At 43.5% G+C, this 23,706-nt stretch carries 22 protein-coding genes; 12 read left to right on the forward strand and 10 right to left on the reverse strand.

Annotated features, from left to right (window positions below; translation table 11 throughout):
* The 4 genes from allE (at position 1) to AC59IL_RS13050 (ending at position 3,308) form a co-directional block, all read left to right on the forward strand.
* A complete protein-coding gene (allE, locus tag AC59IL_RS13035) occupies positions 1-747 on the forward strand; it encodes a (S)-ureidoglycine aminohydrolase (RefSeq protein WP_496552578.1) in 747 nt (248 codons plus the stop codon).
* A gap of 185 nt (positions 748-932) precedes the next feature.
* A complete protein-coding gene (uraD, locus tag AC59IL_RS13040; RefSeq protein WP_496552579.1) occupies positions 933-1,439 on the forward strand; it encodes a 2-oxo-4-hydroxy-4-carboxy-5-ureidoimidazoline decarboxylase in 507 nt (168 codons plus the stop codon).
* A gap of 7 nt (positions 1,440-1,446) precedes the next feature.
* Complete coding sequence (gene uraH, locus AC59IL_RS13045; protein ID WP_496552580.1) at positions 1,447-1,785, forward strand: hydroxyisourate hydrolase; 339 nt, start codon at positions 1,447-1,449, stop codon at positions 1,783-1,785.
* A gap of 95 nt (positions 1,786-1,880) precedes the next feature.
* A complete protein-coding gene (locus tag AC59IL_RS13050) occupies positions 1,881-3,308 on the forward strand; it encodes a DUF6986 family protein (protein WP_496552581.1) in 1,428 nt (475 codons plus the stop codon).
* Between the two features lie 180 nt (positions 3,309-3,488).
* Here AC59IL_RS13050 and AC59IL_RS13055 read toward each other — a convergent pair whose 3' ends face one another.
* The gene (locus AC59IL_RS13055; protein ID WP_496552582.1) at positions 3,489-4,061 is read right to left on the reverse strand and encodes an RNA polymerase sigma factor; all 573 of its coding nucleotides are present in this window, start codon (positions 4,059-4,061) and stop codon (positions 3,489-3,491) included.
* An 819-nt stretch (positions 4,062-4,880) separates the two neighbouring features.
* Here AC59IL_RS13055 and AC59IL_RS13060 point away from each other — a divergent pair.
* Entirely contained in the window at positions 4,881-5,198 is a 318-nt protein-coding gene (locus AC59IL_RS13060; RefSeq protein ID WP_496552583.1) for a hypothetical protein, read from the forward strand.
* Positions 5,199-5,280: 82 nt separating this feature from the next.
* On the opposite strand, the gene AC59IL_RS13065 is transcribed toward AC59IL_RS13060, so the two are convergent.
* The 4 genes from AC59IL_RS13065 to AC59IL_RS13080 form a co-directional block, all read right to left on the reverse strand.
* Entirely contained in the window at positions 5,281-6,675 is a 1,395-nt protein-coding gene (locus AC59IL_RS13065) for a RagB/SusD family nutrient uptake outer membrane protein (RefSeq protein WP_496552584.1), read from the reverse strand.
* Positions 6,676-6,679: 4 nt separating this feature from the next.
* Complete coding sequence (locus AC59IL_RS13070) at positions 6,680-9,946, reverse strand: SusC/RagA family TonB-linked outer membrane protein (RefSeq protein ID WP_496552585.1); 3,267 nt, start codon at positions 9,944-9,946, stop codon at positions 6,680-6,682.
* Between the two features lie 122 nt (positions 9,947-10,068).
* Positions 10,069-11,361 (reverse strand): FecR family protein, encoded by a 1,293-nt coding sequence (locus AC59IL_RS13075; protein ID WP_496552586.1) that lies wholly within the window; start codon positions 11,359-11,361, stop codon positions 10,069-10,071.
* 61 nt (positions 11,362-11,422) lie between these two features.
* Positions 11,423-11,977, reverse strand: coding sequence for an RNA polymerase sigma factor (locus tag AC59IL_RS13080; RefSeq protein ID WP_496552587.1), 555 nt, complete (start codon positions 11,975-11,977; stop codon positions 11,423-11,425).
* Positions 11,978-12,745: 768 nt separating this feature from the next.
* On the opposite strand from AC59IL_RS13080, the gene AC59IL_RS13085 reads away from it, so the two are divergent.
* Positions 12,746-13,999: a DUF2130 domain-containing protein gene (locus AC59IL_RS13085; RefSeq protein ID WP_496552588.1), complete on the forward strand. Its 1,254-nt coding sequence runs from the start codon at positions 12,746-12,748 to the stop codon at positions 13,997-13,999.
* A gap of 89 nt (positions 14,000-14,088) precedes the next feature.
* Here the strand turns inward: AC59IL_RS13085 and AC59IL_RS13090 are convergent, their stop codons facing one another.
* Both AC59IL_RS13090 and AC59IL_RS13095 read right to left on the reverse strand, forming a co-directional pair.
* Positions 14,089-14,724 carry a hypothetical protein gene (locus tag AC59IL_RS13090; protein WP_496552589.1) on the reverse strand — a complete coding sequence of 212 codons (636 nt, stop codon included), beginning with the start codon at positions 14,722-14,724 and terminating at the stop codon, positions 14,089-14,091.
* A gap of 65 nt (positions 14,725-14,789) precedes the next feature.
* Complete coding sequence (locus AC59IL_RS13095) at positions 14,790-15,446, reverse strand: 4'-phosphopantetheinyl transferase family protein (protein ID WP_496552590.1); 657 nt, start codon at positions 15,444-15,446, stop codon at positions 14,790-14,792.
* Positions 15,447-15,497: 51 nt separating this feature from the next.
* Here AC59IL_RS13095 and dcd point away from each other — a divergent pair, with 51 nt between their 5' ends.
* Entirely contained in the window at positions 15,498-16,034 is a 537-nt protein-coding gene (gene dcd / locus AC59IL_RS13100) for a dCTP deaminase (RefSeq protein WP_496552591.1), read from the forward strand.
* Positions 16,035-16,124: 90 nt separating this feature from the next.
* Here the strand turns inward: dcd and AC59IL_RS13105 are convergent, their stop codons facing one another.
* Positions 16,125-17,204 (reverse strand): DUF3810 domain-containing protein, encoded by a 1,080-nt coding sequence (locus tag AC59IL_RS13105; RefSeq protein WP_496552592.1) that lies wholly within the window; start codon positions 17,202-17,204, stop codon positions 16,125-16,127.
* 227 nt (positions 17,205-17,431) lie between these two features.
* On the opposite strand from AC59IL_RS13105, the gene AC59IL_RS13110 reads away from it, so the two are divergent.
* The 4 genes from AC59IL_RS13110 (at position 17,432) to rnhA (ending at position 21,239) form a co-directional block, all read left to right on the forward strand.
* Complete coding sequence (locus AC59IL_RS13110; RefSeq protein WP_496552593.1) at positions 17,432-18,073, forward strand: hypothetical protein; 642 nt, start codon at positions 17,432-17,434, stop codon at positions 18,071-18,073.
* A complete protein-coding gene (locus AC59IL_RS13115) occupies positions 18,063-18,728 on the forward strand; it encodes a catechol O-methyltransferase (protein WP_496552594.1) in 666 nt (221 codons plus the stop codon). Before AC59IL_RS13110 ends, AC59IL_RS13115 begins: the two co-directional genes overlap by 11 nt.
* A gap of 136 nt (positions 18,729-18,864) precedes the next feature.
* The gene (locus tag AC59IL_RS13120) at positions 18,865-20,493 is read left to right on the forward strand and encodes an acyl-CoA carboxylase subunit beta (RefSeq protein WP_496552595.1); all 1,629 of its coding nucleotides are present in this window, start codon (positions 18,865-18,867) and stop codon (positions 20,491-20,493) included.
* Positions 20,494-20,765: 272 nt separating this feature from the next.
* Entirely contained in the window at positions 20,766-21,239 is a 474-nt protein-coding gene (gene rnhA, locus AC59IL_RS13125; RefSeq protein WP_496552596.1) for a ribonuclease HI, read from the forward strand.
* A gap of 144 nt (positions 21,240-21,383) precedes the next feature.
* On the opposite strand, the gene AC59IL_RS13130 is transcribed toward rnhA, so the two are convergent.
* Complete coding sequence (locus AC59IL_RS13130) at positions 21,384-21,950, reverse strand: DUF6580 family putative transport protein (protein WP_496552597.1); 567 nt, start codon at positions 21,948-21,950, stop codon at positions 21,384-21,386.
* A 59-nt stretch (positions 21,951-22,009) separates the two neighbouring features.
* Positions 22,010-23,221 (reverse strand): mannose-6-phosphate isomerase, class I, encoded by a 1,212-nt coding sequence (manA, locus tag AC59IL_RS13135; RefSeq protein ID WP_496552598.1) that lies wholly within the window; start codon positions 23,219-23,221, stop codon positions 22,010-22,012.
* 103 nt (positions 23,222-23,324) lie between these two features.
* Here manA and AC59IL_RS13140 point away from each other — a divergent pair, with 103 nt between their 5' ends.
* Entirely contained in the window at positions 23,325-23,684 is a 360-nt protein-coding gene (locus AC59IL_RS13140; protein WP_496552599.1) for a YraN family protein, read from the forward strand.
* Positions 23,685-23,706: the final 22 nt, after the last annotated feature.

A 23,706-nucleotide genomic window follows, 5' to 3' on the forward strand; every position in this document is an offset into this window, starting at 1 on the left:
ATGGAAATTTCGGCGCTTACAAGATCGGTCGTAAAAAACAATCACGCGGTAATTTGTCCCGATGGGTATGTAAACAGTACTGTTCCGGGCTGGACAAACTGCACGGTTAATGTGATCATCAACGAACAAATGGGGGCAGACCTATGCCAAACTTTAATAACGTTAAATAAAGACGCGCGGCTGCAGGGTGTTACCAGTGAATCACAAATATTCTTTTATGTTATTGAAGGAAAATGCAAAGCAACAGTGAGCGGCGAAACACAAACACTTTCATCGGGTCAGTTTGTGTATGTGCCCGTTCAGAAAGAATATATTTTTGAAGAAGCAACAGCAGGTACCCGCCTGCTTACTTTTCATAAAGTATATGAATACCTGAAAGGCCATCCTGTGCCACTCACTATTTTCGGAGATGCAGCTACTGTTCCGGGGCCCGAATACCTGAACGATCCCGCATTGCGGTTACAGGTTTTACTGCCTGATAATTTATCGTTCGATATGGCCGTGAATATTTTTACCTATGATTCCGGCGGCCATTTGCCTTTTGTAGAAACGCATATCATGGAACATGGTTTGCTGTACCTGCAGGGACAGGGCGTGTATATGCTCGATCATCAATGGTATCCTATAAAAAAAGGCGACTCCATTTGGATGGCCCCTTATTGCCAGCAGTGGTTCACCGCCATGGGTAAAGAACCCGCCGTGTATATTTATTATAAAAATGTGAACCGGTTCCCTACAGTAGTTTAAAAGCAAGTGGCGAGTGCTGAGTAGGAAGTCGGAAGCAGGAAGTAAGAATTAATGGGTACAAGTTATCAGTTTCAGGTTACAGGTTACATGTTATAGGGAATAACTGCTTCTGAAGCCCTGAAACCTGCAACTTGAAACCTGTAACATAAGGTTGCCGTTTCACGATTCACGAAAAATCAACAGCTATGACCATTGCCGAATTTGATCAGCTTGATGTTGAAAAGAAAAGAGCATTGTTGCTGCAGTGCTGCGGAAGCACCAACTGGATAAACAAAATGATAGCCGCATTGCCGGCCGAAGACCTCGTTGATTTGCTTGAAATAGCTGAGGAACAATGGTACACCTGTTCAGAACAGGATTGGCGCGAGGCCTTTACACATCATCCTAAAATTGGTGATATTGATTCATTAAAAGAAAAGTACGCTTCAACAGCCCACTGGGCCGAAGGCGAACAATCGTCGGTAAAAGAAGCTGCCGAACAAACATTACGGCAACTGGCCGAAGGCAATAACGAGTATGAAACTAAATTCGGTTATATATTTATTGTATTTGCCACGGGCAAAACCGCCGATGAAATGCTGAGCCTGTTAAAACAACGGTCATACAACAGTGCCGAAGTGGAAATACAAATTGCGATGGAAGAACAACTAAAGATCACTAAATTAAGACTGGAAAAGTTATTCGGAATTTAAATTGCTTATGAGTCAGCTAACCACCCATATACTCGATACCACCCTGGGCAAGCCTGCTGCCGGCGTGCTGATCGTTTTATATCAGCAAACCGGTGATCACTGGAATGAGATCGTGCGCGGCATTACCAATAACGATGGCCGCATTACCGACTGGCTACCCAACGATACCGTGTTGCCTGCAGGCTTGTATAAACTGAAATTCGAAACCGGCGATTACTTCAAACAACAAATGATCGCAACTTTTTATCCGTTTGCAGAAGTGGTATTTACCATTAGCGATGCATCGCATTACCATGTTCCGTTGCTGTTAAATCCGTTTGGGTATTCGACCTACAGAGGATCATAAATACTTTTCGCATGTCCGGCAAAGTGAGCCACCTTCGAAAAGGTGACCTGCTTTGCCGCTTAATATAAAATTATACTTTACAAAAAAGCATTATTATGAAGTTTTCCATTCCGGAAAATGACAAAGCACAATTGCTCGGTCAGTTGCAGACAGCCAACCTGAAATTTCAACAAACCTATCCCGGCGACAAACCCGACCGGCAACCCGTGCATACCGTTTATGGAGGAGCCAATTTATTTAAAGCAGATACCTGTGTTAAGATGGGCAACATTGCTTTGAAAAACCTGCAAACCTATGCGCCCGATTTTGTAGTGCTTGCAAAAGTACTGCAGTTAAAAGGATATGAGCATTTACCGCATTTGCAAAGCGATATTGAGCAGCTTACCAAAAAGCTGGATGGTATGTCTGAGGCCGAACGAAAAAAAGAACCGGGCTGGCTGGCATATACGGTTTATAATAAGATCATGCGCAAACTGCAAACAGAAGCAGTGGAAGATTTTCGCATTGACTTTGAAGATGGGTTCGGCAACCGGCCCGATGATGAAGAAGATGCCACCGCCGTACAGGCTGCAAAGGAACTGGCTGCAGGCATGAAAAACAAAACCATTTCGCCGTTTATAGGCATCCGCATAAAACCGTTCACCGAAGACCTGAAACACCGGGGGGTGCGCACGCTCGATATATTTCTATCTACCCTGTTACAAAATACAAATGGCGTATTGCCTCCAAATTTCGTAGTGATGTTGCCGAAAGTTACCATTCCCGAACAGGTGGTTACCCTGGTGAGGCTTTTTGAAATACTCGAAAAGGCGCATCAGTTACCGGCCGGATCGCTGAAAATGGAAACGATGGTAGAAGCCACGCAAATAATAATGGATGATGAAGGCCGCAACCCTTTGCTGCGAATTATAAAAGCAAGTGAAGGAAGATGTATAGCCGCCCATTTTGGCACCTACGATTATACCGCCTCCTGCGGCATTACCGCCAAATACCAAACGATGGCGCATCCGGTTTGTGATTTTGCGCATCATATGACCAAAGTGGCATTGGCAGGCACCGGCATCTTTTTGTCGGATGGCGCTACCAATGTAATGCCTATTGGTCAGCACCGGGGCGAAAACCTGAGCTTTGAACAAATGGCCGAAAACCGTGAATCGGTACACCAGGCATGGCGTACGGGATTTCATCATACCATGCATTCGCTGATCAATGGTTTTTACCAGGGATGGGACCTAAACCCGGCCCAGCTGCCTATGCGCTATGCTGCTACCTATAATTTCTTTTTAAGCAGTTACGACGATGCGGTGTTCAGGTTAAAAACCTTTGTTGAAAGGGCCGCTATTTCAACCCTTACCAAAGATATTTTTGATGATGCCGCTACGGGCCAGGGGCTGCTGAACTTCTTCTTAAAAGCCATGAACTGCGGCGCCATTACCGAAGAAGAAGCCACCAGCACGGGACTCACCATTGAGGAAATTCGAAGCCGTTCGTTTTTCCGGATTCTGGAAGGAAGGAGAAAGTGAACAGTTTTGTTTGTTTGTGGTTTGAGGTTTATGGTTTGTAGTTGCTGCCGCGCTTTGGAGTTTCATTATTAAGATCAAACACCTTAATTGTTTAACAGGATCAAGATTGCACGGCAAGATTCACCCAAACAACCACAAACCACAAACTTCAAACTATAAACTGCTTCGCGGCTTAGCGTATTAATAGATCGGTACCATTTCTTCATGAAACCGGAACCTGTTTTTAATCAAATGAACACCCCGGTTTTTCTGATTTCGGACTGTATGCACCGAAACCCGCATCTGGCGGGCAATTTCATGGCAGTCTAACCCCTTTAAATAGCTTAAAAGCATTACCTCCCGGCATTTGGCAGGCAAATCATGTACAATCGAGTACACCTGTTGCAATACTTCGGCATGAATGGTTTCGTTCATGCCTTCGTGTTCGGCATCGTCGTTACACAGGTGCCTGATCGTTTCCCGTATGCGTGCCTGGTATTGCGCCTGCTGGTTGTGGTTGATGCAGGCATTGCGCGTACTGATGTATAAAAACGCCTTAATCGAATAAAGGGTTTCAAAATCAGAACGCTTTTGCCACAGTTTTACAAATACTTCCGTTACTATGTCCTGGGCAATGGCATTGTCATTGACCCATCGTCGCGCAAAAAAGCAAAGTGCAGGATTGAAAAGCTGAAAGATTTCTTCAAATTCAGGGATTTTTTGTTGTTTAAGACGTTTGTTTTTCTCAGTCGCAGGGTTTTCTGTAATCCTCATAATCATGTGGTTTTTGAAATGGGCGTTACTATGGTTACTTGTACTTTCTATTCATGGCATCAGTGATACAGAACGGATATATAGTTGATTGTTACTGTTCTTAAAAAGCCGGCTGCGGCCCAATGGCTAAACAGCCGGTGCGTTCTTCCATGTGGTAAATCGATGGTTTTTCTATGGCAATACGATACACTTACTCAGGCTTGTATTATTCAATTGTATGTTGATTTAACACAAAGTCGGTTCTAAACAGGTTCGCGGCCGCGACCGTGCTTATCACATGTACTATTAATAAAAACACCGGGAGTGCTAAATATTACTAAAGAGGGGAAAAAAATTTTTATTTATAATAGTTGCAATGTTAACTATTTATGTATGTAATATTTATTGAAAACGGTTACATCGGAGCGTTAACCAGTATTATTCAACTATTCTGTGCACATAATTTGATGCACCGGGTAAAATAAACACAAACCCTACATGGTTTTACCTAAGTATAAAACTTAGTATATACCGGACTGTGACAATTCAAGGGAATAAACATTAAAACTTTTTAGGAGCCATAGTTTTCATAAGTTCAATAACCCATTGATAATGAAATATTTTATAACGAATACATTTTTTTACTCCTAACTTTATAGTCATTCACCCCTCTACATCTCCGTTACCGGAAAACTTTGCTGAAACGATTACTATTACCTCAACCCATTTAGTGTAAATACCGTAATGGGTTATAAATACATATGCCTTTAACCGGATAAATCATCATTCTATACACTTAATGTTTTTGCTGTTTTTTGAATAATAAAAGCAGCATTAATTATGAAACACTCAAAGTGGACCTACTTCCTGCTGGCATTGGTAATGCTGATCGCCCCTTCTGCTGTAAAAACCAATGAAAAAACAAAACCTGCTACCGATTACACCTGGTATTACTGGTTCGATGCGTATAACAATTATTTGTACCGGCAAAACCTGATAGTAGATGAAATTTTGTTTACAGGCCTGAATGAAAGCGAGTTAAATCCTAAAACCCTTCAGGAAAAAGGCTGGAAGCCGGCCGCTGTTACGCTCAACGAATGGGGTGAACCAACACCTATCACCTCGGTGCCGGATAAAAAACTTTATTCGCACCCCTGACCCATAATATAATAACCAGAACCAGGCGTACCGCGCTGCCGGTTATAACCGTGTTCGCGGTACGCCTTCTTTTTATCTTTATTTATTCATACCCGGGATTTTGCTTCAGATAAGGGTCGGTCTCTATTTCAGTTAATGGTATAGGATATAAATGATCGGTGCTTTGCCAGTTGCTTCCTTTGGCAATACTTAACACAGCATCAGCTCGTTTTGTACGCTTCAGATCGAACCACCGGTGCCCCCATTCGGTAAATAGTTCGGTTCTTCGTTCCTGTTCAATGGCAGCCACGCACTGATCATAATTTATTAAGGTAGAAATCAGCGATATCCCCGCCCGCTGCCTGATCATATTAATATCCGCTACAGCATCGGCAATTTTGTTTTGTTCCATCCGGGCCTCTGCCCGAACCAGATAAAGCTCGGCAAGCCTGAGCACAATGTTGTATTCGGTGGCAACCGTCGACAACCGCACTTTATATTTATAAGGATAATAACAGGTTTGGGTACCCACTTTCACTCCTTTTAACCAGGCGTCTTTACGAAGATCACCCGTTTCAAAAGCGGCCAGTAATGCTGCTGTAATGATGTATACAGGTGTTGCTGTTTGGGTTGCAGGTATAAAACTGTTGCCCTCAGCCGAATTGAAATTTTGTACTACCGGCGCCCATTGAAAAATAACTTCTGAACTGGTAAGTTTAAACACGCTGTTCAAATCATTGGGCAACTGATATTTTCCCGCATTTATTACGGCGGCCGCCGCCGCTTCGGCCCCACCCCAATCGCCTGTATGCAGGTATACCCTGGCCAGCAAAGCCAAAGCCGCAAAATGCGATGGCAACGTATTAACCACATCATCCGTTAACAACAAAGCGGCTGATTGCAGGTCGGCCACCATTTGTTCATATACTTTGGTTACCGCACTACGGGGCAATATGGCATTGGCATCGGCATTGGTGGTTAACACCAGCGGTACATCGCCATATAAATTCACCAGGTAGTAATAACATAATGCCCGCACAAACTGAACCTGTCCGGTTAACTGCTTTTTCGACCCCGCGCTAACGGCATCAGACTTCTGCAGCCTTTCAATACAAATATTACACTGGTATATACAGGCATAGGCAGCCTTCCATAAATTATTATTGTTTACCAGGTTATTCGATAAAAGCATATTGTAACCGAACTGATCTTCATTGGGTATTGAAACCGTGCTCGTTATTTCATCGGCCGATAACCCGGCATATATACTTATACCACCATTCAGCAAATACTTTGTGCTGCTCATTACTTTTATATAAATACCCGTTACGGCAGCCTGGGCCAATGAATCGTTCGAAAAAGCATGTGTGGCATCCAGCAAATCGTCTGGCGAATCAACCTGTACCAGTTTTTTACAACCTGTGCAGGTTGTTACCAGCACCAACAATGCAGGTAACAACCACTTAAATATATTTGAACCACGCAATGGCATAGTCATTGTTTTAAAAACTCAGTTCAACACCTGCCGAAATAACTCTCAGTGGTGGTAGCCTGTAAATATTTTGTGTTTCAGGATCAGTGCCTTTATACCGGGTAATGGTAAACAGGTTTTGCGCCTGAACATATACGCGACTGTTCTTTATAAACAAATTTTTTACCCACCGTGGCGGAAAACGCCACGACAGTTCAATGTTCCGCAACCGCCAGAACGAAGCATCTTTAATAACACCATCGGATTGCACAAAATGGCCCATAGCAATAACGGCTGCAGCATTTTCGCCTGTAGTATACTGCTGTAACTGCGCTGCATCACCCGGTTTATCCCAGTGGCTAAATAACGGCACGGGCTGATTTACAAGGGCTGTACCCGGAAAATTATTATTGTAAATCGTATACAGATCGCTGTACGCTTTTTGCCGGCGTACCTCTAATAAAAAATCGAGCTGCCAGCCTTTGTACTGCAGGTTACTTTGAAAAGCGCCGTAATAAACAGGATCAAAATTCCCGATCACGCGGTAATCGTTCGGATAGCTTACACTACCATCACCATCCCGGTCTTCGAACGTAAACAGCCCTGTGCCCCGGTCAACACCAGTATACACAAAACCTCTTTGTACAGATAATGATTGTCCTGGCACCAGCGAGCCGGCATAAGAAGATGTTTCGAGGTGGGGGAATGAAATTAATTTATTATGGGGTATAGTCAACGTTACACTTCCGTTCCATTGCCAATGTTGATTGAATTTGTTCTTTGACTGAACCATAATTTCCCAGCCGGTATTCTGCACCAATGCAGGAGAATTTTTTGCAGCATAGCTGGTAAAACCGGTTATGCCGGGCAAAGTGTATGCAATTAACTGATTGCCGCTGCGGTTTCTGTACCAGGTAACCGAAACCAGTAACCTGTCTTTAAACAACCCCAGATCAATCGCTGTTTCAAATTTTCTATTCACTTCCCAGCTGTAATTGCTGTCGGCCAGTTGAACGGGTACAATGCCGGTATTGCCCTGATAGGTAAGCGATAATTTTTGCCATTTGTCGAGATATTTATAATCTCCTATCTGATCGTTTCCTGTAATGCCATAACTCGCGCGCAGTTTGCCAAAGCTGATGAAAGGAAGTTTGTTTTTCACCAGCGGTTCATTGCTGAATATCCAGCCCATTCCGGCCGCCCAGAAAGTTCCCACCTGGCGGCCCGGTCCAAACCGGCTGCTGGCATCGCGCCGACCCGTTAAATTTAGTATATACGTGTCGTTCAGGTTACCATTTAACCGGGCAAAAACACCGGCATATTTGTATTCGGTATTTAACTTTTCGGTAGTTTGTTTACCGGCCATATCAAGATTCTTTAAAAATTCATCGCCTGGAAAATCAGAAGCCACGGTACCTGAAATGGTATTGTTTTGTATTTGCACTGTAGCGCCGGTAAGCGCCGAAATCTTTGCCTTTCCCAGGTAACGGTTATACTCAATCTGAGGTTCGGCAATCCAGCTGTTAAAGATCATTTTTCCAAAATACGAACTTCCCTGTGGAGGAGGTGTGGCATGAGGGTTTTGACTACCGGCCGGTATTAAACTTATTTCATTCGATCGAAGCCAGTTATAACCGAGGCTTGTTTTTAAAACGAGGTTCTTTGAAATGTTATAAGCAACATTCAGATTAGCAAGCAGGTTACTGGTTTTTGCTTCATAGGTTTGCAGTAACAAAGCCATTGGGTTGATAAATGCCAGATCGCCCTGCTGCCAGTTTAACTTACCTGCGGCATCGTATAATACAGGTGTATGGGGTGCCAGGTCAACGAATTCGGTAAGGTCGTTTAATATAGATTTGTTTTCATCATCAGAATAAATCAATGATAAGGCAGCATTGAAGTTGGTATCCTTACTTTGATAATGCAGGTTCAAATGGCCCGAAGCACGATTGTTAGAAAGATTGCCGGGGAATACCGTTGTTTCGTGATAATAACCGGTACCGATATAGTACTGCAAACGATTCGACCCACCCGATAAAGAACCCATCACTTTATTGGTAACAGCACGGCCGCCAATGAGCAGATCTTTAAAATCGGTATACCGGATGGTATCCCACAAAAACAGGTCGGGGGCATTGGCAGCATCGGGCACAAGCCCGTCGTTCAGCAACGCTTCGCGGCGCATATGCAGGTATTGCCCTGTATTCATCATTTTACTGTACCGCGTTATGGCACCAAAGCCGGTATTGATATTGAAATTAAATTCGGGCGTTCCCTGTTTCCCTTTTTTGGTAGAGATGAGCACCACGCCATTGGCGCCACGACTGCCATAGATGGCGCTGGCATCGGCATCTTTTAAAACTTCAATATGGTCAATGTCACCAGGATTAAGTAATGCAAACGGGCTTCGCCCCGATTCGCCCAGGGCCGTGCCTGAGGGAACAGCCTGTAGTGAATTATTATTGGGAGCAAACGGAACGCCGTCGATGATGAATAAAGGATCATTGGCAGGCAATTGGCCGGGCACTATGCCAATAGAACTTTGTCCGCGCAATTGTACTTTATAGCTTCCGCCCGGCAAACCGCTGGTTTGGGTAACCAGTAAACCAGGCACCCGGCCCTGTAAAACAGCCAGCGGGTTCGAAACGGGCTGCCGGGCAATATCGGCCTGATTCAGTTTATAAATTGATCCGGTATTAAATCGTTTTGATGTCTTACCATAACCGGTGATCACCATTTCATCGAGGTCTTTTACCACTGCTTTTAATCTGATGGTAATAAACGACTGGTCTTTTATAACCACATGCACCAGTTCGTAACCCACACAGCTAAATGTAAGCATTGCATTGTCGCGTATATTGGCAATGGTGAAATGGCCGTCGGTTTTGGTAACGGTACCGGTCATAGCACTGCTTTCAATCACCGACACATTTTCTACTGCCTGTTCTGCTTCATTGGTGACACGTCCTTCAATAACGTATAAAGCCGGGTTGTGCGCCGTAGCGGTTGTATCGGGCCTTACGGTGATCATATTGCCAACGATCAGGTAATTGAGTCCAAGGCCTTGCAATGCCTGCTCCATTACCTGTTTAATGGTACCATTGGTTACATGTACCGATACATGTTCGGCATGCTGCAAAAACTCGGTTCGGTAAGCAAAAACATAATTACTTTTTCGCTCTATCAGTTTAAATACTTTTTTCAGGTGCACATCATCCACCGAAATAGTAATGTTTTGAGATTGTGCATACACGGGAAATCCCACTACCAAACAGACCAACAACAATACTTTAGTCATGTACCAGCTTTCTTTGTGATTGGCATTACACTAATAAAAAAATGATAACCGTTCTGCCGGTTTAAGGTATGCGCCACTGAATTTTCGCAATATCACGATGGTTTCCCCTGTTATAATTCACATTAAGGAGATACGATGATTTTTTTACCTTCTATTTCGAAATGAATACCCCCTGCCAGTTCAAGATATTCCAGTATATCGTTAATACTTTTTTGTCTTGATGCCGTGAATGTATAATGGCCGCCGACAGGCCCGTCGTACACTATTTCATAATCGTACATCCGCCCTATCTCCTGCATGATCTTTTTTACATCGGTATCATTGAAAACAAACTTACCCTTATGCCATGCCATTACCTCCTGAACGTCGGCGTATTTTACTACTTCAACCCGCCCATCGCTGTTCACCTGGGCCTGCTGGCCGGGCGTTAACACAGCTATCTGACTATTATCATGCTGACTTCCATTTTCCAACTTCCGGTTTCCGATTTCCGACTTCAGACTTCCGACATCAGATTTCAGACTTCCGATTTTCACCTTTCCTTCGAGCAAAGTAGTTTTTATGGCCTGCTCCTCAGCATAGGCATTCACGTTAAAGTGGGTGCCTGTTACTTCAATTCTGGCGCCGTTGCCGTTACCTGATGGAGAGCTGACGACTACAACAAATGGTTTCTTTTTTCCGCCGTTCTGCAGTGAAACGGCATCAGGACTTACTTCGAAATATACTTCACCGGTAATTTGCACTGCCCGTTCTGCACCAGTAAATGCTGTGGGATAGGTTATTGAAGAAGTGGCATTCAGCCAGGCCTTGCTGCCATCGGGCAATTCAACGGCAAATGTTCTTGTACGCGGAGTCAAAACAGTATTGTATTCTATTTCGCGGTGACCGTTGCCGGTCGACCAGTCGTACCTGACCATATCGCCACGTTTGTATATAACCGAATTGTATTGCAGGGCAATATGGCCGTTTACACTGCTGTCGAGATATACCAGTTGCCCATCGGCCAGTTTGAGCTTAACCCGGTATATATCGGGCAATTTGCCATTTAATTCGTGCTGATCTGTTCTTTTATCGGCTGTTTTAATTCCGTTGTCTGATTTTAATATGGAGAAAGCGGCTATACCGCCGGCAAGCAGCGCTGTAATAACGGCCGCATACTTTAATACTGTAATCGTTCGTTTTTTTTGTTTATCGGGGAACATTTGTTTAATGATGCCCCATTCTTCGTCAGGGTCTACGCTATGCAATTCGCCCAGCTTTTGCGATACATGGTCGCTATCGTTTAACCGGTTAAACAATAACTGGTTATCGTTACTTAGGTTACGCCAGGCCTCAAGCTCTTCTTTTTCCTGCTCGTTCAGGGCATTATTCCGATGCCGGGCAATGAGGTTAGCAATATGTTTGTAGTTGGCCAAAGTAAACAGGGTTTTATTTACAAATAAGGTTTGGCGGTATCAGGGAAAAATTGCCATACTACTATTCAAATATTTTCTTAAACAGGGCCTTTCTTAAATTAAGTATAGCCAGTGATTTCTGGTTCCGAACTGTTTGCTCGCTCAGGTCTAACTTATTAGCGATTTCTTTATATGAAAATCCTTCATACCAGTGCAATACTACTTTTTTGCGTTCTTTCGGCAGCTTGTCGATCTCTTTTTCAATGGTTAAAATAACTTCTGCCTGTATCAATGCATTTTCTGCCGTATGATCATCAACGGCAGGCCAGTCGGATAAACGTGCATCATTTTTATTTTTATCGCGCAGCTGTTGCCGGTATTGCATACAGGCATCACGGGTAGCCACACGTAAAAAATCTTCTACGCTTTCGGTAGTGTTCAGTTCGTGCAAACGGGCCGACAGGGCGATAAAGATTTCCTGCATCACATCTTTAGCCTGTTGTGAATCACGAATAAATTCCATAGCCATTAAAAAAAACTGGTGGTAATAACGATGAAAAAGATACTCGAGCAGGCGGTCGCGATTTTGTCGTACCTCACGCAGCAATCGGTCAATCTGAAATTTATTATCACTCATTTTAGGCTACCTGTTAGAGAGTATCGCAACATTACAGTAATAACTTCGAAGCTTAAACCGGTGATATTGTTCCGGAAGGGCATCACGGTTTACATATTGTACAGGATCGCAATTACTTGTACATTCTGGTTTTCAGCACAAGGCACACATTGTTTCCAGTCTGATGGGAAAGGGAAACACACATAATCTCTGATTGAGTTACTATCGGTTGGGCCCTGCACGGGGAGCCATAGTGCAGGCTATACGAAAATAATAAAAAGATTTTTGAATTGTGAAAAAAATCGAAGTCGGATGTCGGATGTCGGAAGCCGGAAGTAAGAAGTATGAAGTATGAACGAAGAAATAAGAGTTTACCTGTATGGCAATATGTTCACATACGGGTAATTACCGATATCCTGTTCACTATTGACAACTCAATGTCGTTTAGTTAAGCAGTTGATGACCTGGTAGTGCCCGCAGGCACAAAATATAGGTAGAAAAAATCATAAAGCGTATTATCGTCCCGTTTGGGGCGAACCAGGAGAGCTAAGTTTTACAAATGTAATTCATTGATTAAAATGTAAGATCTTCATTATCGAACCTCGAATGTCCTGTCCTTACAGGACGTTCTTCCTGATTTATAATCCTTCTTCTACCGGTATTATGTCCCTGACGGGAACAAATTGACGATTGACCATTGGGCCTGAGCGAAGCCGAAGGGTTGCCCTGCCTGCTGCCTGTTTTCACCAGCCCCCAATGCTTTTCCTTAAATTGCGCAAAATACGGTTCATGGCAACAGATATCAAGTGCCCCAGTTGTGGTCATAAGTTTGCAATAGAAGATGCTGTATCTGAAGAATATAAGAAAGAATTGCGCGAACAGATGCTGAGCTTTAAAAAGCAGAAAGAAGAGGAATTTGCCCGGCGAGAAAAAGAACTGGTGCAATTGGCTCAAAATAAAGAAGCTGAGTTTGCCAAACAATTTCAGGAAGAATCTGTCAGGTTACAAAAGTCGATGGAAGAAAACCTTCGCAAAACCATCAGCGAAGACTTTGAGAACAAACTGCGCATACTGGAGCAAACAAATAAAGATCACGAAGAAAAACTGGTCCTGTCGCGAAAAAAAGAGCTTGAGTTTTTGAAAAAAGAACAGGAGCTGAAAAATAAAGAAGCCGAGCTGGAAATATCGGTTCAGCGAAAATTACAGGAAGAAAGATCAAAACTATCTGAAGAGCTGCGAAAGCTCGAAGAACAAAAAACCGCCGCCAAAGAAACAGAGTACCAGTTAAGGGTGCGCGAGCTGGAAAAACAGCTCGAAGACCAGAAGAAACTGGCCGAAGAAATGAAACGCAAGGCCGAACAAGGTTCCATGCAATTACAAGGCGAGGTGCAGGAACTGATTCTTGAGGAAATGCTTAAATCAGCATTCCCTTTCGACCTGGTTTGCGAGGTGGGCAAGGGTGTGCGCGGGGCCGACTGTATTTTAACCATTCGCAATAGTGTAGGCCAGGAATGCGGTAAAATTATTTTTGAAAGCAAACGCACCAAACATTTTGATAAGCACTGGATCGAAAAGCTAAAGGCCGATATGCGCAGCACCTCGGCCGATGTAGGTGTTATTGTTACACAGGCATTGCCCGAACAACTCGAAAGATTTGGCCAGATAGATGGCATTTATATCTGTTCTTTCAGCGAAGTAGCCTCCCTGGTGCATGTGCTGCGCGAAGGAATTGTAAAAGTATATATGGCTGCCAAAACGCAGGAAAACAGAGGCGATAAAATGCACATGTTGTATGCCTATTTAACCAGCAATGAATTTGCCGAACAGTGGAAAGCGATCCGCGAAGGTTTTCAGGCCATGAAACAGTCGATACAAAAAGAACGCGATGCCATGGAAAAGCTGTGGAAGGCACGCGAAAAGCAACTCGAAAAAGTATTACTGAATGCGGCGCATATCAAAGGATCCATTGAAGGTATTGCCGGAAGCGATAGTATTCAGCTGAACCTCGCAGATGAGGGAGATACCGTGTTGCTTGATGAATAACGAAGATCGGAAGTCAGCAATAAATAATAAGGGTAGGTTTGTAACGACCTACCCTTATTACTTAATACTTATAATAACTTACAACTTTCTTAGCTTTTATATGGGAACTTTTTCGAAGCATTGCGCATCAGAGCATTAATCAGATTTTCGGTAGAGCTGCCTACACTGCCGGAAGCATCGTAATCATATTTCCATAACAGGTTGCCCGTTTTACCATCGTGAATATTGATCGTTGTTGATACTTTATTGGTTGAGCCCCATGCCCCTACCAGTAAGCCAACTGCCACAGCAGCGCCTTCCGACATGGGTTTTTCCATTTTCGAACTATTTTGCAAAACTGCATCCACACCTAACAGTTTGGCCAGTTCGGCCCGGTCTTTCGTAGCCAGGTCGCTGATGCTGATGTTGGCGCTTTTGAGCAGTGCATTTGTTTTGGTTACATCCTGAAACGTTACCGTATAATGCATTTTATCGGACCTTCTTAAAAACCAGCTGTACATTTTATCCTGAATTTCAAGGGAGGTTTTATTTACCATATCGGCAAATTGTTCGGGCGTAACTTTTTTGGCTTCATTTGGCCTGAGCTGCATTGATACAGACGCCGGTAAAATAGCTACCGTTTTGTGTTTGGCAAGGGCGCTGTCAAATTCGGCCGACTTATAAATTTTAGGGGCACAGGAAAACAAAAGAAGGGCTAAGGACGCCAGTGTAAGGGTCTTTTTCATTTCGATTAAAGATTTTGCCCCAAAATAATATAACAAACCGACAATTCAAATAGAATGGCAGAAGCTTAATCCCGTATATTATTCCCTGTTATTACCCACGCAAGTGCCAGCTGATCAAAGATCCTGGCCTCTACGGTTAATTGTATGGGTTGTTTCTTTTGAAATATGAAGGGAAGTACGATCGTTTCGTCGGACCTGAAGGTAATAGCGCCTGCTAACTGCATATGCTGCCTGAAATCGAGCTCGCCATGTCCGTACCATTTATAAACGGCTTCTTTGGCGCTCCACATAACTGTATTCAGTTCAAGGTGCATTTTGGGCAGGTGCGTCCACTCATTCAGAAAAGCCTTTTCATCGGGGTGTAGAAATTTATGCGAAATGGCAATAATGCGAGGCGAAACCAGCTCAATATCTACCCCTACCCTGTAGCGGCTGCTCACAATAGCGGCGGCAAAATTTCCGCCGTGCGAAATGGAAAAGTGATATTGTTCTCTTTCGAGAAAGGGCTTGCGGGTATCGGCTACCAGTATTTCTTCGAGCGGAAAATCGGCATACAGCGTTGGCAGCAAATAGCGCCCCGCCAGGTGCTGCAGCCTTTTATAAGGATGCGAAACACCCTTCTTTAAAGGCACTTTTTCGAGATAAAATGCCTCCGGTTCTTCAATACGCCAGATGCCCAACTTTGTACTTTCGTTAATATTATGTTGATAAAACAATGCCACAGTAGCGTTTTAGATTTTACATTGCACCCAAATATAAATCAATCACATCACATGATTTTGTCGGATACACGCATACTGGCAGAAATAGAGAAAGGAACCATCCGCATTGAGCCGTACAGGAGGGAATGTTTGGGCAGTAATTCGTACGATGTACACCTTGGTAAATACCTGGCCACCTACCGTGAGCACATACTGGATGCAAAAAAACACAATGAAATCGAACATTTCGAAATACCCGACGACGGGTTTGTGCTATATCCCCATATTTTTTACCTCGGGGTTACCGAAGAATATACCGAAACGCATGCCCATGTACCCTTCCTCGAAGGAAAATCATCTACCGGCCGGCTCGGCATCGATATTCATGCCACAGCCGGTAAAGGCGATGTTGGGTTTTGCGGTAACTGGACGCTCGAAATATCGGTTAAACAGCCTGTAAAAGTGTATAAAGGCATGCCTATCGGCCAGCTGATCTACTTCCCGGTAGAGGGTGAAATTGCCATTAAATACAACCAGAAAAAAGACGCGAAATACAGCGGTCAGCCCAATAAACCGGTGGAGAGTATGATGTGGAAGAATAAATTCTAATGCGATAATGTGATAATTTGCTAATTAGCTAATTCGTTGATGTTTCATCGCCCAACCATTATCACATTAGCAAATCATCACATTAGCAAATTAAATAGCGTCTTTCCCAAATTTCTTATAATACGCCACCAGCCAGGCAACCACCTCGTTATAGGTTAACTTGCCCGAGGGCTGGTTATTGGCTTTGAGGTATTGCCCGTACAGTTTATCGATAATTACTTCTACCGGGTTCCGATACTTTATTACAAAGTTTCTTAATTCGCGATAATCGTCTTTTATACCCACATGCAACTGACTATCCAGCTGGCGGGCAGTAACCGAATCCTGCGCATATAAATAATATCTCGAATAGGCATACAGATCGAAGTATACCGAGTAACGAAAGATTGGATCATTAGAAGATTTGGCAGATAAATAACCTGAAAAATTGGCCTCATTTTCCTTTGCATACCCTAACTGATGACCAATTTCATGACAGGTGGTAAAAGGTTGCACAAACAGGGGCACAGTGGTATTCACCTGCGCTTCGCCGCTAAACGGATTGTAATATCCCGTATAACCAAGATAATTGCCCAAATAACTATACAGCGACGGCTTTACCGATCGAAATGAATATTTGAAATCGCCTTCGGTACGCGCCAGCTGATCGTAGGCCGATGCAGCGCCTTTGAACAATATTTTTTTCCGCTTTATCGATAGCCGGTTGGTGCGCGATTGCTCCTCGAGAGCGTTTAACCGTTCAACCAATTGTTGCATTAATTGAACCAGGTCGTTTTTCGAATAACGTTCAACCTTTAAACCCAGCTGGTAAGCCACCCCGCGGCGATTATAATTTAATCCCCACAACACGTTAAACAGCACATACACCATCAATACTATAAAACCGGTTTGCAGTAATGCGTTGAACCAGTATTCCCGGGTGGTTGTTCGCTTAACAATGCGCCTCGTAGTATAATACACCTTATATATCAGCCATATGATCACCGCCCCGTATAGCAGATCACCTACGCTAAAGGGCAGCCATCCAAATATAATGCGCTGAATTTGAGACACAACAGGATAAAAACCCGATGCATAGTATTTTTCAACCGCATCGGGAAATAAAGAAAAGATTTTTATAAAAATGGCCAGACCTATTAATACTAACCAGGCAGTTTTTTTCCTCCACATAGCATCTTAAAAGTAAGGAAAATGCAAACTTGAAGAGTTACCAAAACAGCAATTTGAAAATATAACAATTTGAAAATTTGAAAATGAGGCTGTTAAACTACAATTAGCTAACACAAAAATGTACTAATTTGCTAATAAGGTACCCGAATCTGCCAAAGTGATCAGGAAACTCAGGTTCCCCATTTTCAAATTTTCAAATTATCAAATTATCACATTTGCATGTTGTTATGAAAATTTATCTGATTGCTGCTTTTATATTATTATCCGGCACTGTAACCGCACAAAACTATCCTTTTGCAAAAAACTTTGTACCCGGTACAATTTTTTTGAAAGATGGTACGCCCAAAAAAGGATTCATAAAATGGTTCCCCTCTCCCACCGAAAAGCTTCGCTTTAAAACCACAGAACAGGACGTTGCAGTTAAATACGGTTTCACCGATTTAACCGGCTTTCAAACCGACAGTCTTCAGTTTAAAACACTTTCCGATTTAACCGTATATGGCGAATCGTATACATTACTGAATAAGATGTCGGATATTAAACAAACGTTCGGACAGGTAGTTTACACCGGTAAGATCAATATTTATTATGTGCTGTATTACGGTTATGATGCAGTGCAGGGCGGTATTGTAACTTATCCCAATATAATCTTTGAAAAAACAAAGGAAGATAAACAGGAGTATGCCGCTTTTCCGGTGTTGACGCGCATGCGCGAAAAAAAATATGAGCAGGCCAAACAGAACCTGCTGCCTTTCTTCTCAGAATATCCGGCTATACTTGAAAAATTAAAATTGTATACAAAGGATAGCAATATTTTCTCTTTTGTTGAATTCATAAAACAAATACCGGAAATAAAAAATGGACAATAAACTTTTTGAATCTGTTGATCATTATATCAGTAACCTGCTGGCCGATGAAGATGAAGCGCTGATTGCAGCCACCCGCTCATTAGATGAGGCCGGTATGCCGGCCATCAGCGTATCGCCCAACCAGGGTAAGTTTCTGCAGATACTGGCGCTGCTTTGTAATGCCAAAAATATATTGGAACTGGGCACCCTGGCCGGTTACAGCACCATCTGGATGGCAAGGGCATTGCCCAAAGAAGGCATACTTATTTCGCTGGAAGCAGACCCGAAGCATGCTGAAGTAGCACAAAAAAATATTGAACGCGCCGGTTTGGCATCACAGGTAGATATAAGAGTAGGAAAAGCGCTTGATATGTTACCGCAGTTGTTCAACGAAAAAGCCGGACCTTTTGATATGATCTTTATCGATGCCGATAAACCGCCTTATGCAGAATATTTTCAATGGGCGCTTCGGTTGTCGCGCCCCGGTACTTTGATCGTGGCTGATAATGTAATTCGCGAAGGACAGGTGCTCGACGACAATCCGGGTGATGAAAGAGTGATCGGCGCCCAACGCTTCAACAATATGCTGGGAGCCAGTACGGCTGTTACCGCTACCATTGTGCAAATGGTGGGAGTAAAGGAATATGACGGTATGGCGATTGCCGTAGTTAAGTAAATGTGCTAATTCGATAATGTGCTGATGTGATAAATTTTGGGTTTTGGATATAAGGGCCTGGGGCATTGACGAACAATTTCGATAATCAGAAACTAATTAGCACATTTGCTAATTAGCAAATTAGCACATTGAATTTATGAATCTTGAATTTAACCGGAACGAGGACGTAATGAAACGGGCCCTCAGCGAAGTGTGGCAACGTTTGGCTCAGGTGTCGCTCGGAGGAGGCAAAAAAGCGATTGCCAAACAAAAGGAAAGAAACAAACTGACCGCCCGTGAGCGGATTGAGTATCTCGCAGATGCCGATACACCCTTTATCGAAATCGGCGCTTTTGCCGGTTTGGATATGTATGAAGAACAGGGTGGTTGCCCGGCCGGCGGTACCGTGGCAGGTGTAGGATATGTAAGTGGTCGTCAATGCGTTATCGTAGCCAACGATCAAACCGTAAAGGCCGGCGCCTGGTTTCCAATCACCGCAAAAAAGAACCTCCGCCTGCAGGAAATTGCCATGGAAAACCACCTGCCGGTGATTTATCTGGTCGACAGTGCCGGTGTATTTCTTCCCATGCAGGATGAGATCTTTCCCGATAAAGAACATTTCGGCCGCATTTTTCGCAACAACGCACGCATGAGCGCAATGGGTATTACTCAAATTGCAGCCGTTATGGGTGCCTGTGTGGCCGGAGGGGCCTATCTGCCTATCATGAGCGATGAAACGCTGATGGTTGAAGGCAATGGTTCTATATTCCTGGCTGGTCCTTATCTTGTAAAAGCAGCCATTGGCGAAAATATTGATGCAGAAACTTTAGGCGGCGCCAACACCCACAATGCGATCAGCGGTATTGCCGATTATAAATTCAACACCGAACAAGAATGCCTTGACCAGGTAAAAAAGATCATGTCGAAGCTGGGACATCATACCAAAGCCGGTTTCGACCGCAGTACCGCCAAACTGCCTAAGAAAAAAGAAGAAGAAATTTATGGCATTATGCCGGCAGATGCTACCCGCCCCTACGATATGCTGGAGATCATTGAACGCATTGTTGATGATTCGGCCTTTGAACAGTTTAAACAGGATTATGGCAAAACCATTTTATGCGGCTATGCCCGCATCGATGGCTGGGCGGTAGGTATTGTGGCCAATCAACGCACTGTGATAAAAAACGCCAAAGGCGAAATGCAAATGGGCGGTGTTATTTATAACGACAGCGCCGATAAGGCTGCCCGCTTTATCATGAACTGCAATCAAAAAAAGATACCGCTGGTATTTTTGCAGGATGTTACCGGTTTTATGGTGGGGTCGCGCAGCGAGCATTCGGGCATTATAAAAGATGGGGCCAAAATGGTAAATGCGGTAGCTAATTCAGTAGTACCTAAAATAACCATCGTTATAGGTAATTCATATGGCGCCGGCAATTATGCCATGTGCGGCAAAGCATACGATCCGCGCTTTATTTATGCATGGCCCAGCGCCAAAATAGCCGTTATGGGTGGCGATCAGGCAGCAAAAACCCTGTTGCAGATACAGGTACAGGCCATGAAAGCAAAAGGCAGCGAAGTAAGCCCCGAAGACGAACAAAAATTGCTTTCTGAAATAAAAGGTCGTTACGATAAACAAACAACACCTTACTATGCAGCCGCCCGTTTATGGGTAGATGCGATTATTGATCCCGGACAAACCCGCCGGATCATATCTGAAAGTATTGCTGCAGCCGATCATAATCCTGATATACCTCCATTCAATACAGGGGTAATACAGGTTTAAAAGTGAAAGGGTTCTCTTTTTTTCTCATTTTTACTTTTTAAAGGGCACCGGCGCCCATCTTGTGCAGTGGCCAAGAGAATAAAAGAGAAAACGAGAAAAAAGAGACGTTGATTTTATTTTAAATTACGGACCGCCTGCATACACAATTGCTTTTTGAGAAATAGAAATCTCTCTTTTTTCTTTTTTTACTCTTATATCCTCTTAGCTTAAAAAATGTCCCGCGAAGCGGGACTAAAAGAATAAAGAGATTTAAGTAGTTTCGCAACTACCATATGTCAACTTCCAATAAAGAATTAGTTATTTATACAGATGGCGCCTCACGTGGTAACCCCGGACCGGGTGGTTATGGTGCTATTTTGCAATGGGGTAATAGCCGTAAAGAATTATCAGGCGGTTACCGCCGTACCACCAACAATCGCATGGAACTGATGGCAGTTATCGCCGCCCTTGAAGCATTAAACCGCGAAGGTTTAAAAATTACTATTTATTCCGATAGTCAGTATGTGGTGAAAGCCGTTATGGAAGGCTGGTTGAAAAACTGGATCGCCACTAATTTCAAAGGCGGAAAAAAGAACAGGGACCTGTGGACGCATTATCATGAGCTGTCAAAAAAACATCAGATCCGTTTTGTTTGGGTAAAAGGGCATGCCGAAAACCCGTTCAATAATCGCTGCGATGAACTGGCAACAGCCGCAGCCGATGGAAACAGATTACAGGTTGACGAAGGATTTGAAATGGAGTCTTAAGTTCTGAGTTGGCAAAACAGTGCAGCAATGTTCTGAACGCTGAAGAGTGCGACGCAAGAGAAGCCTGATAGTTATTCATCAGCCGGGTACATAAAAAAAGCCATCGCAATTAAGCAATGGCTTCAAAATATTTTTAGCAGATAATTACGCAATAGCAACCGGCTTGTGCGAGCGGCGGCTGATGAAATACCAGCTTCCAAACAGTATAGCACTGAATACAACAGTACCGATCACACTATATTTATAAAAAGGAATGGCGGCAGTATAACAGTTCATTAAACCGGGCCATGTTTTCGGATACATATCATATCCGTTTAAACCGGTCCAGGTTAAAAAGTTGCTCACCATAAAAAAATAAGTGGGTGCTGCCAGCGATACCAGCAATACATTTACAACAGCTATTCTTTTAATTAAAAATCCAAAAACAGTTACTGATGCAAATGCCAGGTAATCGACCCATTGGCCGGGATAAAATCCCCATAGGGGCGAAAGACCGGCAGCAAACAATCCCTGATATATTAAGTCGGAAATAAACATCGACAAAAGCGGTAAAGCAAATGCCCATCTTTTATCTTTTATAATAGCACCGCTGAACAGGGCCAACGCAATTTGCGGAGCAAAACCATATGGACGGCCGGGGATTACCCGGTACAACGCTGCCACAACAATCATTAACACCAGCGACCAGATGATTGATTTATTGATTTTCATATAAAACATATAATGTTCTACAAAAATAACTCAAAAGATTGATACGGGCCGGCCATTGCTTATGCAGGCACCGTAGCCCTGAACACAACGCCATCGCCCTGTAAATTGAAAGCAGCGCCGGCAACTGCCAGCATCGCTTCTCCTTTTTGAAGGGAAATAGTATTGTTCCCATCGATTGCCTGTGCATTTCCTTCAAACACAAAAAATATCTCTGAAGTAGCCGCAGGCACAACAACAGGGTTACCGGCTTTTAAAACCAGCCTGCGCAGTTCAAAATCCGCAGCCGGTGTTGGAAATACTGTTTCACCGGCAATTGCTCCGGCAGTTCCTTTTAAAACGTTAGGGATTACCGGTTCAAACTTTGTATGATGCATTAACTCAGGCACATCGATGTATTTATTGGTTAAACCGCCGCGCAGTACATTATCAGAGTTAGCCATGATTTCCATGTTCTGTCCTTCGAGATAAGCATGCGGAATACCTGCATCCTGAAAAATGGCTTCACCCTGTTTCAGGTTTACCAGGTTAAAAAAGTAAACAGAAAATATACCGCGGTCGATTCTATTGGGCTCACAAAAAGTTTTAGCAGCACGGGCAGCCCAGAAATCTTCCTGGCTTCTGTTTAAAAATCCTTTTTCGTATAAAGGAACGATGCGATCGAGCAGGGGTTGCAGGTGCTCGTTCACTTCCTGCTGGTCCATCGTCATTACCAGTTCGTACAAAGCATGGTAATTTTTATTATCAAACACCGGTACCAGAAACTGCAGTTCGGGTGTTTCGAGTAAGATGGTCACCAGAGCCTGTGGCGATTTAAAACCATGTAAAAGCCAGAAATCGCTCAATGCCAGCATCAGCTCGGGCTTATGGTTATCATCTTTATAATTCCGGTTCGGGGCATTCAGCGCTGTGCCCTTCATATTTTCAGCTGCAAAAGCCGATTCAGCGGCTTTTTTGGTAGGGTGTACCTGAATGCTCAACATATCTTTTACATCCAGTACCTTAAACAGGTAAGGCAGGCGCCCGAAACGGCTGTTCACCGATTCGCCCAATACACCGGCCGCATTGCTTTTAACAAACGCATTCAGCGGTTGTTGGCTACCGTTTGGTAAAATTACTTCAGAAGGTACATTATCATGGGCGCCCATCCAGTATTCGGCAAAAGGCTTTTTTTCGGCATTGGGAACATGCAGCAGAGAGGGAATAAAGTCAGAACCGCCCCAGGCATAATGCTGAACTTTTCCCTGTAGTTTAAATATTTTAGTGTTGTGCATAATCTGTTTTTTGTATATTCATACCACAATCATATCGTATAAGCCTCTGATCAGATAAAGCATCCGCGCCTTTCTTTTCAACAATTTGCAATGTTACAAAGATATGGGCTACCACCATCACGACACCGGTAAAAAGGGCGAAGATATGGCCGTGGATTATTTGCAGAAACAAAACTTTACCATTCTGCATCGCAACTGGCGCTATTCAAGGTATGAAATTGATGTTATAGCTACCCGCGATAATGTGCTTCATTTTATTGAAGTAAAAACACGGCGATCACTAAATTTTGGCTATCCCGAAGAAAGCGTTTCGCGAAAGAAATTACAACACATACTGAATGGTGCCCGGGCATTTCAGTACCAGTACCCGAACTGGCAGCAGGTGCAGTACAATATATTATCGATTACATTGCTCAATAATCAATCGCCTGAATTCTTTTTTATTGAAGATGTGTTCCTGTAGTTGAAAAGTTGATCAGTTGATT

Source organism: Niastella sp. sgz303648, assembly GCF_059587045.1.